A 13,652-nucleotide genomic window follows, 5' to 3' on the forward strand; every position below is an offset into this window, starting at 1 on the left:
CATGCCACTACATTTCCTCCGGCCCTCAGGCCGGCATGTCGAGCGTCTCGCGCCGTTCGGTCGAGATGACCTTTCCGTGTTCCATGAAGATCAGTTGGTCGGCCTGGTCGAAATACCGGTCGTCGTGGCTTATGACAAGCACTATCTTGTTCCTGCTCCTGAGTTCGGGAAGCAGCTCGGTATAGAACACGCGCTTGAATTCCGGGTCTTGGTCGGCAGCCCATTCATCGAACACGTAGATATTCCTGTCCTCGAGGAACGCCACCAGCAAGGCGAGGCGCTTTCGCTGTCCGGACGATAGCTCCGTCGTGGAGAACATGCCGTCTTCGATTCGGACCTTCCCGGCCAAGCCGAGCTTTTCCAGGTATACGTTCGCCTTTTCCAATGCCTCCGGGCTCTGCCCGAAGAGATGCGTAAACAGGTAGAAATCGAGGTAGATGGCGCAGATGCCCTCACGCGCGCGATAGACCATGGTCTGGTCGAGTTCGAGGTCGTCGTAGAGCATCCGCCCCGACGTGGCGTTGTAATGGCAGGAAACGATCTTCGCCAGCGTCGACTTGCCCGAACCATTGCCGCCAACGATGAAGGTTACTTCGCCACGGCGAAGTTCCAGCGATATCGGTCCGATGCTGAAACCGTCGGTACGCGGATACGTAAAGCCGACGCGCTCCAGACGGACGCTGTTGCAGACCGGCGGGTGTGGATCGTCCACGGCCGCCTCGGTAGGCATCGACCCTAGAAGGGTATTGAGCTTGCCTAAGGCGACTGTGCCCTGCACGAGACCGGGAAAGGTGTTGGCGATGATGCCGACGGGGCCGATGATGTAGAGCATCGCCATGACGATGCTGACCAGCAACTCGGTGCTCAGGCCGTACAACGGCGCCGCCACGAAGCTGATCGCACCGATCGCGACCAGTCCGATCAGATTGCCGTAATGAACGGCAAGGAAGAGGATGGCGTTGCCACGGCGCAGCCAGCGGACGATGTTGGCCTCGTCCTTGCGCATGCCGTCATCCATGAACTGTTCGTATCTCGCCGCGCTGAGCTTGAGTTCCTTCGCACCGCGCACCTGGGCGCCAATGCTCTCCTGCACGCCATCGCGTGCTTCGCGGGCGCGACGGAAGTAGCGCTGCCCGAGAACCAGCGGCAACCGGTAGCTGAGCACGCCAAAGGTCAGTACGCAGACCACGAGCACGAACACCTTTACGTGCAGGAAAGCCATGAACGCCAATGCGCAGACGATGGTACTGGCGTTACTGAGGATGATCGGGTACATCGACACGCCGTCGACAAGACGCGAGATGTCGATGTTGAGTGCATTCTCCAGCTTCGCAGCGCCCAGCGACTCCAGATCCTGAATCGGCAAGCGGCGGATGCGCTCGGCGAAGAACAGGCGCATGTCGCTGACCGCGGAGGTGGTTATGTTGCCGAAGATGAGCTGCGCGACCGCGCGTGCCACCAGTGCAAATACGCACATCAAGGCAAAGGCGAGAGCGAATTTCGGATGGGCGATCTGCAATCCGAACAGGAAGCGCGGCGTCTGCTCGACGAACTCGCCCAGCAGCGGCGCGACCGGAGACAGCGACAGCAGGATGAGCGGCACGAGCGTTGCGTAGGCCGCGCCGCCAAGGATGCCGACCACCACCGACACGAACAAGGCATTCGGGCTGCGTGCGGCAAGGAAGTGAAACTGCCCACGGTCGAGCCTCGGTTCACGTACGGCAGTCATCGGGCGACCTCACCTACCGGCTTGAGCAACAACACACGCGTCTGGCCCGTCGCACCTCGATCCAGGCGCACATACTCGCCACGGCTGTAGATATCGCGCATGTCCACGTAGTGCGCATCGATCACGTTTCCGGACTGACCGGCATCGAGCACGAAGCGCGAAGCAGCCGGGTCGGCCAACGGCACGATCTGTCGATACGCCGCACCGAGGACCTTGACGTAACCGCGCTCTTCGCTGAACGCGTCCATCGAGACGTTGACCGAGTACCGTCCTCCGGCGACCGGGGAACGCCGATCGAACAAGGTCGAAAGGAACGGCGAGGCGGTGAACGGCGTATGCGGAAGAATGAGCTGCTGCATGTCACCCCATTGCCACCCTGTCATGCGGCGGCCGTCGAGGCGGCCGAGCTCGGCCAGCGCGTCGTCAAGAGCGGTCAGCGCGACCTGGTCGCACGCGCCGTCGCCCACGCTGCACCAGTCAGGCAGCTCCCCGCTGACCACGCGCTTGAGGAAGGCGGGCTCGAATGTCTCCGATTGGTCACGCAAGGTATCGAGCCACTGCCCGTTGACCATCTCCACGCGCAGCGGTCCTTCGACGAGCCTCCGCATGAAATGACGAGACCAGGCGTAATAGATGGAGGCTCCCACGCTGTCGAGCGCCATGTCGCCATCCCAATGAGCCAGTTGGGTAATGGCGTCGCGTTCGCGGCCGTCGCGACCTTGCTGACGGCGCAGGAACGGCAGCAACTCGCCGGCCTGCGTGTCGAGTGTATCCTGCTGAATTCGTGCGAAGTCGGCCGGTTCGATACGGTGTCCCTTGCCGACCAGGGCCTGCAGCATCGCGGTGATTCGTTGGGCACGATACTCGGGTTGCCAACTGGTCGAGATCGAATACGGATAGTCGTCGGCGAAAAAGCGCTGGTTGGCGCTGACCACCATGCCTGACGCCGGATCGATCACCGATGGGAGTTGGTCGTTGTCGATGCTGCCCTTCCAGGCATAGGCATCGACCCAGCCCGGCGATGGCAGCATGCCGCGCCCCTGTCCCCTTATGGGAATTCGGCCGGCGGCGAGCATCGCCACGTGACCTGCCGAATCTGCATAGACGAAAGCCAGCGCCGGGGCGACGAAACCCTTCAGAGCGGCACGGAATTGATCGAGGTTGCGCGCACGGTTGATCGCAAGAAAGCTACCGAAACTGGTGTCATCGGGATCGAGTGCCGTCCAGCGCAGGGCCACGGCCTCATTGTCGCCTGCCCCGAAGACGTCGCTGATCAAAGGCCCCTGGACCGCGGAACGGACACGCCAGCGGATGGGGCGATACGGCTCGCGCAGCGATGCAGGGAATGCCGGCGCGACCTTGATCCACTCATCGTGGACGTCGAAGGCCCGCCAACCGTCGGCGGTTTCGTATTGCTCCTTGTCGATCGAGGTGTGTTCGACGTAGAGATCCTGAACGTCGGCTTCCAGGTTGGTGCCGGTCCAAGCGATGTCGCGGTTGTGACCGAAGACCACCACGGGCAGCCCTGGCAGGGTCGCTCCCGAAACATGCAAGTCGCCCGCATCGATATCGGCCAGGTAGAAGGTCGTAGGCAGTTGCACCCTCAGGTGCGGATCGCCGGCGAGCAAGGGCTTTCCGCTGGCGGTCAGTCGTCCTGACACTGCCCACGCGTTGCTGCCGACGCCGACGCCCGCGAGACCGCCGCGTGCCTCCGCAGAGGCGACTAGCGCATGGAGGTTGCCGGATAAAGCGGCGGATAGTTCCGTCGGCGGTGCGCTGAAATCCTTGCCAAGCAGCTCACTCGCGCGCTTCGAGCCCAGGTGCTTGACGAGGATCTGGTTGGCCAGCTCTTCCTTGTAGTTGCCCCCCAGGCTCAGGGCCAGGAGTTTGATCATCAACAGGGAATCGGCCTCCGCCCAGGGTTCGGGACGGATGCCGAAGTAGTAATACTCGGGAGGCAGCGGCAGATCTGCGCCAATCCACGCATTGACCCCATCGGCATAGGCGCGCAAGGCATCGCGATCGGCAGGAGTCAGCGCGGCCAGCGCCGCCTGACTCGATCGATACAGGCCGAGTGTTCGCATCAGTTTGTCGGTGGCTAGCGAGTCTTTTCCAAGGATTTCACTCAGTCGCCCGCTACCCAGACGGCGGCGGAAATCCATCTGCCACAACCGGTCCTGCGCATGCGCGTAACCCATGGCGAAGAACGCATCGTGCTCGCTGGACGCTTGGATGTGCGGAACGCCCGACGCGTCACGTTCGATACGAACGTCGTGTTCGAGCCCGGCAACGGTGAGGGTGCCATCCGTTCGCGGGAGGCTGCGCGTGAGCATCACCGTGACCAGCGATACGACGACGAGCAGAGGAAGGACGATGAACAGGAGCAGGCGCCCCATGAACGGGTGCCGCGATAGCCACCGTTCGCTTCGTACAGCCGAAACCTTCCTGGTGAGCTTCCTTGTCAAAACCAATGGCATTCCCCGACCGCGATGACTGGTTGCGGCCCCATTCCGCGTTGTGTCCTGTGCAAGCACAGGCCCGACATCGACACAGCCTGACATACGCAAAAGCGTCTGACCACTGCTGTCCCGTCTTCACGTCCACCCCGATGGACGTCGTACGGTAACGGGCATTGTGCCGAATTAGTGTGACCAAATGCACGCCCGTCGATCTTCACGCGGAGGCCATCGTACGGGTTGCCTTGGAGCGATGCGATTTGCTAGGGTCCACGAGTCATTCGGCGATCGTCAGGAAGCGGGCTTCATAGCCCAACGCAGGAGCACGCAAGGTTTGTACACGGTCATCCGCCCAGTTCGCGTGGCATTGCCCCGCCGATACCTCCTTCGACATTCCATTCTCCTTGCACTCGGCATGCCCGGGATCGCATTGGCGACCGACCCACCCAAGCAAGCCACGACCGTAACCGAGCAACCGATAACCGACATGAGCGGCGTATCCGTCGACGCGAGCAGTTATGACGCGCGACGTGACGATACCGCGACACGCATCGTCGTCACGCAAGCCGAGCTGCAACGCTTCGGCGATACCACCCTGTCGGATACGCTAAAGCGCCTTCCTGGTGTCACCGTGGCCACCGGCGTCCCCGGTAAGGCCGGCGCCATTTCCCTGCGTGGTATGGGCAACGGCTATACGCAGATACTGCTGAACGGCCAGAAAGCCCCGCTTGGATTCGATCTCGAATCGCTTACGCCCGACATGGTCGAGCGAGTCGAGATACTGCGCACGGTCACCGCGGATGTCCGCACGGAGTCGATTGCAGGCACCATCAACATCATCCTGAAAAAGGCCGCGATTAAGCGCAATGGGTCGGTGAAGCTCAGTACGGCAATGGCGCGCGGGCGTGTCACGCCCGGCGTTACCTGGCAGGTGTCCGACCGCGTGGGTGATGTCTCCTACGCGCTCAATGCGGCCGTCGCGAGGCGCAACTACCTCGTCACCGAGAGCAGTGTGCAGACGGGCGTGGATGCCAGTGGCGTGCCGAACCTGCTTCGGTATGGAAGTCTTCACGTGCGCGGACAGAACGACACACTGTCCATGGCGCCCAGCGTCAACATGACCCTGCACAACGGCGACAAGGTGTCGCTGGAAACCTTTATCGATGCCTCGCACCTGGTCCGCACCGGCGATATCACCTCCGATACCTTGCTCGGAGACACCCAGGCGCATCCGCGCGATCACCAGCGAACGGACAACCGCTCCGCACAGGGTCGCGCGGATCTTTCCTGGTCGCACGACTTTACCCAGTCAGGCCACCTCGACACCAAGCTGACACTCAATGCCGATCGCACCAATGGCGATTTTCGCGAGCAGGGCTACGACGTCGACGACGTGCTCAACCTCGACACCGTAACGCGATCGCGGGTGCGGGGGCATGGCTTCAATCTCACCGGCAAGTATTCCCTGCCCTACGTCGAGGACCACCTGCTGGAGCTCGGCTGGGATGGCGGAATCAATCACCGCAGCGAAGATCGCGTGCAGACCGGCACCAATGTGATCGGCGTGGACCCCGAGAACAGCGATCTCTCGTTCAACGCGAAGATCGGCCGGCTCGGCCTCTATGCGCAGGATGAATGGACGATCACGCCGATGTGGTCGCTCTACTATGGCCTGCGCCTGGAAGAACTCTCGACCAGCAGCAGTGGCCGTGACTTCGGTAGGATCAGCAATCATGAAAAGGTCCTCTCGCCGCTGATCCAGTCGCTGTGGAAGATACCCGGCATGAAGAAGGACCAGGTACGACTGGCATTCAGTCGCACCTACAACGCGCCACCGATCGCCTCGTTGATTCCCCGGCCCTATACGTCGACGAACAACACCCCGCTGAACCCCGATACCCTTGGCAACCCGGCGCTGCGACCCGAGCTCGCACTGGGCATGGATCTCTCCTTCGAGCACTACTGGAAGGACGATGCCATGGTCAGCATCGGCACCTACGCCCGCCGGATCCAGAACGTCATCCGCGAGGAGGTGAACCTGGTGGATGGCCGCTGGGTGTCCTCGCCGTTCAACGGCGGAGATGCGAAGGCCTGGGGTGTCGAGATGGACAGCAAGTTCTCGCTCGACCAGCTGATCAACGGCGCGCCGGCCATGAACGTCCGCTTCAACGTCACCCGGAACTGGTCCAATGTCGACGACGTTCCCGGTGCGAACAACCGCATCAACGACCAGACCCGCTTGAGTTCCACGCTTTCGGTGGACTATCGGTTCTCACCAGGCTGGAGCGGTGGCGCGAGCTACACCTTCAAGACGGGCGGGCCGGTGCGTAGCGCCCCACGCCAGATCAACAGCAGTGCCGCGAGGCGGGTGTTGGACATGTATGCACTGTGGAACATGTCGAAGGCGTCGTCGCTGCGACTGAGTCTGGCCAACCTGTTGCGCCAGGATTTCGTCACGGGCAACGAGTACTTCGACGAGAATGGCGATATGCGTCAGGTTACCCACCGCCCCTCCCAGGCGACCATTCGTGCCGACTATGAGCTGAAGTTCTAGGCCGGCGCGATGACGGGAAACTGCCGGTGAGACTTTTTGCCCTCTCTGATATTCACATCGATCATCCGACCAACCGGCAATGGGTGGACGAACTCTCCCTGCACGACCACCGGCACGATGCGCTCATCCTCGCGGGTGACGTGTCCGATTCGATCGCCTCGTTGCGTTGGTGCCTGGAAGCCCTAGCCCGACGCTTTCACATCGTGCTGTTCGTACCGGGCAACCATGACCTCTGGGTTTATCGCGAGGCTCCCGGTATCGATTCGTTCGACAGACTCGACCACCTGCGCACCCTGGCGGCCGACCACGGGGTATCCACGCAGGCCTGGATCACCCCGGAACTGGCGATCGTACCCCTGCTCTCCTGGTATGACGGCACGTTCGGCGAGTACAGCCCGGAACTACGCCAGCGCTGGGCCGATTTCCGTGCCTGCCGCTGGCCTGCGGGAGTGGACGATGCAGCTGTGTGCGCGCGGTTACTCGCATCGAATACGACGGCGCGGCCGGTCGCGCGCACGGTCGTCACCTTTTCACATTTCGTCCCGCGCCGCGATCTGCTCACCCGCAGCGAGAAGTGGACGTTTCTCGATCCGGTCATGGGTACGAGCGCGCTCGATCCATGCATCCGTGAACTGGGATCCCACCTGCATGTGTTTGGACACAGCCACCGGCAGGTCACGATCGAACGCGATGGCGTCACATACGTCAATCGCGCCTTCGGCTATCCCGCCGAGCAGACGCCGGAGAGCGCGCGCCTGCACTGCATCGATCCATGGTTGAACGCCTAAGACATCCCCATTACGACCCAGCGAAGGATCCAGCGTCGTGTCCCACTCCCGTCTACCCAGCTTTCCCTCCATCGTCGACGCGTTGCGCAGCCATGCTTCGACGACTCCCGAACGCACGCTGTACCGTTTCGTCGGCGCCAACGACGAGGCAGACGAGCGACTCCTGAGCTACGGCGCGCTCGACCGGAGCGCGCGGCGCATCGCGGCGCGTTTGCTCGAGGAGGCCAATCCGGGTGACGTGGCGTTGCTGCTCTATCCTCCAGGCCTCGCTTTCATCGAAGCCTTCATGGGCTGCCTCTACGCGGGTATCATCGCGGTACCGGTCTACCTGCCCAATGCACGGGCCGACAGCTGGGCACGGCTGTCCACGATTGCCGCAGATGCTGGCGCCGCCCATCTTCTGACCGACGATTCGCACCGCGACGGTGTCACTCACTGGATGCTTGGCGGCGGCGCCCCAGCGGGCTTGCAAATACATACCACCAGCGTCGACTACGATGCCGGCCCGACGCTTTCCGAGCCCGTGGCAATCACACCGGAAACGATCGCCTTCCTGCAGTACACGTCCGGTTCGACCGGCGACCCGAAGGGCGTCATGGTCTCGCACGGCAATCTCATCGCCAATCAGGCACTGATCCAATCGAGCTTCGGCAACGGCGCCTCGGACATCGTCGCCGGGTGGCTGCCGCAATACCATGACATGGGGCTCATCGGAAACATCTTGCAACCACTCTATCTCGGCGCGACGGCGGTGCTGATGCAGCCGCTGACCTTCCTGCAGGATCCGGCACGCTGGCTTGAAGTCATCAGTCGTTACAGGGCCACGATCAGCGGTGGTCCCGACTTCGCGTACGGCTTGTGCGTCCGCCGCATAGACGAGGTGCGTCGGTCGAACCTGGACCTGAGTCGCTGGCGTGTAGCGTTCAACGGCGCCGAACCGGTATCACCGGCGACGATGAATACCTTTTCGCGCCGATTCGCGGCGCAGGGCTTTCGTCGCGAGGCGTTTTATCCCTGTTACGGCCTCGCCGAGGGAACGCTCCTGGTCACGGGCGCCGTTCCCGGTGCAGGGCCGACCACCCTGCACGTGAGTCGGGCTGCCCTCGCCACGAACGTTGCCGAACCCGTCGACGATGACGTTGCCGCGATCGAACTGGCAGGTTCTGGTCGTGTCGACAACCACGCGATTCGTATCGTCGACCCCCTGTCCAGTCGGTTACGCGAGGCCGGAGCTATCGGTGAGATATGCATTCGCGGACCGAGCGTCACCCGTGGTTATTGGCGTCGCGAGGCGATCAATGCCGATCGATTTCAGGCACGCATCGACGGAAGCGACGATACCTGGCTACGCACCGGCGACCTCGGCTTCGTCCACGACGGCGAGCTCTACATCACCGGGCGACACAAAGACCTGATCATCGTCCGTGGGCGAAACTATTATCCCCAGGACATCGAAACATCGGTGCAGCATGCTTTCCCGGAGCTTCGCGAAGGATGCGGCGCCGCATTCGCCATCGTCGGCGACAATGGCGAAGCGCTCGTGCTGGTACAGGAACTCGAACGCACGGCGGTGCGCCGCGATTCGCACGAGGCGCTTTTCCAAGCGATCGCTGCCCATGTGGCCGACACGTTCGGCGTTCGATTGCAGGTGCTCGTTCTGAGCAAACCTGCCACCGTGCCGAAGACGTCCAGCGGCAAGCTCCGTCGCTCCGCTTGCCGGGACGCGTTGCTGTCAGGTTGTCTACCGGGCGTCGTCGCACGATTCGACGTCGCGGCGACGTCGACGGACATCGGCGAGGATGACCTCGCGACCATGCCCACCACACCGTTGGCGGTCATCGCCCATGTACTTGAACTACCAGAGGAGGCGCTGGAGCCCTCCCGGTCGTTGGCCGCACAAGGTCTCGATTCGCTACGGGCAGCCGAGCTGGAGCATCTGTTCGCGCGCCAGTACGGCGCCCGGCTGGATATGGCGGAACTGCTGGGTGGCATGACACTCGAACAGGCACTTTCGCGTGCAGCCGGAGGACAGGTCATGTCGGTGTCCGCGACGTCGGCGGCGGTTTTGCCGGACCACACGGGCTCGCTACGCCAGGCGATCTGGCAAGGCCATGCGATGTATCCGCAAAGCGCCGCCTACACGATCTCGACGGCTTTCGACACCGCAGCCCCCCTGGCCGAGGTTACGTTTGCACGAGCGGTGGAACGCCTGGTTCGCCGCTTTCCCATCCTTGCAACTACCTATAAGGAGCACGACGGCGGCATCCATCCGGTCGTTGCCACGGACGGCAAGCAGCATCTCAGGGTGCTGGACGCACAATGCTGGTCGGACGGCGACGTCGACACTTTCCTGTCCGCGGAAGCCGGCCGTCGGATCGACCTTGCCGAAGGCCCAGTGTTCCTGGTGAACCTGCTGCGCCGTGCCGAGGGACGGTATACGGTACAACTTCGCGTGCACCACATCGCGGTCGATGCGCGATCGATGCAGAACCTCGTGCGATGGCTCGGCGGCGACTACACAGCGCTCATGCGTGGCGAGGAGCCTGCCATCCATCCATCGAACGCGTACGAACGCTTCGAAGCCGAACGTGACGCGTGGTTGGACAGTGACGATGGCAAGGCGGCGCTGCGCGGCTACGCGAACGTGGTGGGCGATAGCCCCGCCATCCTGGAATTGCCCGGCGATGGCCCAAGGCCGTCTCGTTTCATTTTCGCCGGCGCGGAGCACCTGCTCACGCTGCCCGCTACGGACTTGACGGGCCTCGGTGCGTACGCCGCTACGTTGGGTGCCACGCCCTTTCACGTCCTCCTGGCCGCTTGGGCGATCGTATTGCGCCGACTCGGTGGCACGGACGATTTCGTCTTGGGAATTCCCGTGTCGGACCGCCCCTCGGGAACGCATAACGATGCGGTGGGATGTTTCGTCGACCTCAAGCACGTTCCCTGTCACGTGCACCCGGATGACGATGCGACAATGGTCGTTCACGCCGTACGCAAGAGCATGCTCGACATCCTGACGATGCGTCGTGCGCCATCGCATCGTGCGCTCCGCGAACACGCGGCGCGTACCGACTGGGCCTCGGCAGTCTCGCCGAACCTTCGCTTCGCACTACTCCAGTCGCAGTCGCTTGAGGGTGTCGAACCGTTCCTGATGAACCTTCATGGCGCTCCGCTGGATGTGGACGGATGGATCATCCAACCGCATGCGGTACCGACAACGACCACGCCTGCGGATCTCGCCCTGACCGTTGCGATGCATGACGGCGGACTCCAGGCGAAGTTCGTCTACAGCACGGCGCTCTTTTCCTCGGTCCGCATCGCCAGCGTGGCCTCGATGTACCGCGAAGTACTCGGCGCGATGCTTGCCCGGGATCCGCGCGCCGTTCGTGTCCTCCCATTGATCGACGCGGAGACCCGGCGCCGCCAACTGGCCAAATCGGCCGGCTTCGCCACACCCCGGCCGGAACACCGCTGCATTCATACCCGGTTCGAGGCGATGGCACTCACGCAGCCGCGGGCGCCAGCCGTCATCTTCGAAGACACCGTGCTGAGCTATGAGGAACTCGATCGTGCTGCGAACCGCCTGGCCAATGCGCTGCGGGACCGCGGCGTCGGCGTCGGCGACCGCGTGGCGCTCTATCTGCGTCGATCGACCGACATGGTGCTGGCCTTTCTCGCGGCGCTGAAAGCCGGTGCCTGCAGTGTCATGCTCGAGCCCTCGCTGCCTGTGGAGCGTTGCCACTACATCCTCGGCGATGCCGGTGTGACTCTCCTTCTCACCAACCTGGATGACCTCGCGCCACTCGAGGCCGGCGCCGTCGCGGTGCTGAACATCGCGCATTTATCTGGACACGAGAACGACCTTGCATTGCCGATCGACCTGAACGAGGACGACGCGGCCTATATTATCTACACCTCTGGCTCGACCGGCCGACCCAAGGGCGTCATCGGCTTGCATCGCGGAATCGCCAACCGTACGGAATGGATGATTCGCCATTTCCAGACAGGCCCTGGCGACCGCATCCTGCACACGACACCGCTCGGCTTCGTGCGTGCCGAGCGCGAAATCCTCTTCGCCTTGTGCAGTGGTGCGACCCTGGTCGTCCAGCCCGAGGGAGAACTCAATCGCCCCGAACTCATCCTCGACACCCTGGATCGCCATGCGATCACCTCGACGGCATCCTCCCCCTCGTTGCTGCGCATGATTGTCGAGCAGGAAGGCGACCGCCTGGGCGCGTTACCGCATCTGCGTCACTGGTTCATCGGTGCCGACGTACTGCGATCCGATCTTGTCGCGGAGGTGCATCGTGCATCGCCGAAGGTTACCCTGACCTACTTCTATGGATCGACCGAGGTCGCCTCCGACGTCGCCTGTTTCGACGTGCCACGCCCGTACGAGGGGCCGGTGCAGCTACCCGCGGGCCACGCGCTACCGAATACCCCGCTGTATATCCTCGATGACAATGGCGAGCCGGTCGCCGAGGGCATGGCTGGCGAGTTGCACGTCGGCGGTGTCCAGCTCGCACGCGGCTACGTGGGCGACGACGCGCTTACGGCTTCGCGGTTCATCGACGACCCTTTCCTTCCCGGCGAGCGTCTCTACCGGACAGGCGACCTCGCCACTCGCGACCCAGATGGTCGCCTGGTCGTGACCGGCCGCCAGGACGACCAGATCAGCGTCGAAGGCCATCGCGTCGAGCCCGCCGAGGTTGAATATGCGATCCGCCGCGCGGCGGGTGTTCACGAGGTCGTGGTTATGCAGCACGGGAGCGGAGTCCGACGCGGGCCCGTCGTCGCCTATATTGCAGGTATCGATGCAGCGCATGCAGGGCTCCTTTGCGCGCACCTGGCAGCGCACCTTCCCAGCTACATGATTCCCACTGTGTTCGTGCCCTTGCCCCACCTCCCGGTGACCTCGCTCGGAAAGATAGACCGTGCAGCGCTGCGTGCCATCGACCTTAATTCAGTCGCGCCGCCTCGTGTCCACGCTCCGGCAACGCCGCTGGAGACAGCCGTGGCCCAACTCCTGAGCGAGCTCTGCCAGTTGCCCATCGAGATGATCGATGTTTCCAGGAACTTCGCCGAACTGGGTGCGAACTCGGCGTTGCTCAGTCAGTTTGTCGTTCGGCTAAATGCGCTTTCGCCGCCGCGTATGGTGGCCATCACCGATGTTTACCTGTATCCGACCGTCCGTTCGCTGGCGACAGCCCTGGGAAGCACGGAGCCGGCGCCGGAAGACGGGCAGCGAACGATGGAGACGAGTGCGCGCGCCGACGCGCGGCGTGCCGCCTTGTCGCGTCGCGGTGCGCGTGTGCGGTAGTTCCTGACGGCGTCAGGCCAAGGCCGCCTCGATACACGTTAGCACGTCGGCCTGAGACGAATGGATGAAAAAATGATCGCCATCGAACCATCGCACCTCGCCCCCGCGCTGTGATTCGTCGAGCCAGGGCGCAACCCGTGCGTGCGGCGTATACGGGTCACTCGTGCCCGCCAAGACGGTAATGGGCACGTCCAGTGGCGCCGGCGCCTGATAGGCATACGTGCCGCCGATACTGAAATCCGCACGCAGGATGGGAAGAAATAGCTCGAGCAACTCCCGGTTCGCGAGAACGGCTTGGGGCGTGCCGTTGAGTCGACGCAGTTCGTCGATAAGCGCGGCGTCCGAGAGCAGATGCATAGTGCCGGGTGAACGAAGGCGCGGCGCCTCGCAGCCGGACACAAAGAGACGGGCGGGCACCCTGTCGTAGACATGTATTAACCGGCGCGTCACCTCATAAGCGAGCAATGCCCCCATGCTGTGACCGAAGATCGCAAAAGGCGCGTCGTCCTCCTCAGCGATGAGCGGCGCCACCGCATCGACGACGGCATCCAGCGAGCGAAACGGCGTTTCACGAATACGCGCACCGCGTCCGGGCAACTGGATACCGCACACCTCTACCTCCTCCCCGAGCGCCGCCTGCCACGGTGCATAAAGACCCGCCTGCCCCCCCGAATAGGGAAAGCAAAACAGCCGCACACTTGGCGCAACCTTGCGGCGGCGGACAAACCAGGGTGAATCGATTTCCATGTGGTGTCAGCTTCAATCGACAGGACGATTCGATAAGATTACCGCGTAGCGCCCGCTG

General features: G+C 63.0%; 6 protein-coding genes. 3 read left to right on the forward strand and 3 right to left on the reverse strand.

Annotated features, from left to right (window positions below):
• Positions 1-25 precede the first annotated feature (25 nt).
• Together HB634_RS03065 and HB634_RS03070 are read right to left on the reverse strand one after the other, a co-directional pair.
• Positions 26-1,729, reverse strand: coding sequence for a cyclic peptide export ABC transporter (locus tag HB634_RS03065; RefSeq protein WP_213947494.1), 1,704 nt, complete (start codon positions 1,727-1,729; stop codon positions 26-28).
• Entirely contained in the window at positions 1,726-4,125 is a 2,400-nt protein-coding gene (locus tag HB634_RS03070; protein ID WP_213947495.1) for a penicillin acylase family protein, read from the reverse strand. Before HB634_RS03070 ends, HB634_RS03065 begins: the two co-directional genes overlap by 4 nt.
• A gap of 547 nt (positions 4,126-4,672) precedes the next feature.
• Between HB634_RS03070 and HB634_RS03075 the strand changes: the two genes are divergently transcribed.
• Genes HB634_RS03075 through HB634_RS03085 form a run of 3 tightly spaced genes read left to right on the forward strand, consistent with a single transcriptional unit; the run spans position 4,673 to position 12,847 of the window.
• Entirely contained in the window at positions 4,673-6,739 is a 2,067-nt protein-coding gene (locus HB634_RS03075) for a TonB-dependent receptor (RefSeq protein WP_213947496.1), read from the forward strand.
• Positions 6,740-6,765: 26 nt separating this feature from the next.
• On the forward strand, positions 6,766-7,527 hold the full coding sequence (locus tag HB634_RS03080; protein ID WP_213947497.1) for a metallophosphoesterase: 762 nt from the start codon (positions 6,766-6,768) through the stop codon (positions 7,525-7,527).
• A 37-nt stretch (positions 7,528-7,564) separates the two neighbouring features.
• Entirely contained in the window at positions 7,565-12,847 is a 5,283-nt protein-coding gene (locus tag HB634_RS03085; protein WP_213947498.1) for a non-ribosomal peptide synthetase, read from the forward strand.
• A gap of 12 nt (positions 12,848-12,859) precedes the next feature.
• Here HB634_RS03085 and HB634_RS03090 read toward each other — a convergent pair whose 3' ends face one another.
• Positions 12,860-13,594 carry an alpha/beta fold hydrolase gene (locus HB634_RS03090; RefSeq protein WP_213947499.1) on the reverse strand — a complete coding sequence of 245 codons (735 nt, stop codon included), beginning with the start codon at positions 13,592-13,594 and terminating at the stop codon, positions 12,860-12,862.
• Positions 13,595-13,652: the final 58 nt, after the last annotated feature.

Source organism: Luteibacter sp. dw_328 (assembly GCF_018449605.1).
Classification (GTDB): domain Bacteria; phylum Pseudomonadota; class Gammaproteobacteria; order Xanthomonadales; family Rhodanobacteraceae; genus Luteibacter.

Coding starts and splice junctions, on each gene's coding strand:
- HB634_RS03065 (WP_213947494.1), bottom strand. CDS start 1,729: ATGACTGCCGTACGTGAACCGAGGCTCGACCGTGGGCAGTTTCACTTC.
- HB634_RS03070 (WP_213947495.1), bottom strand. CDS start 4,125: ATGGGGCGCCTGCTCCTGTTCATCGTCCTTCCTCTGCTCGTCGTCGTA.
- HB634_RS03075 (WP_213947496.1), top strand. CDS start 4,673: ATGAGCGGCGTATCCGTCGACGCGAGCAGTTATGACGCGCGACGTGAC.
- HB634_RS03090 (WP_213947499.1), bottom strand. CDS start 13,594: ATGGAAATCGATTCACCCTGGTTTGTCCGCCGCCGCAAGGTTGCGCCA.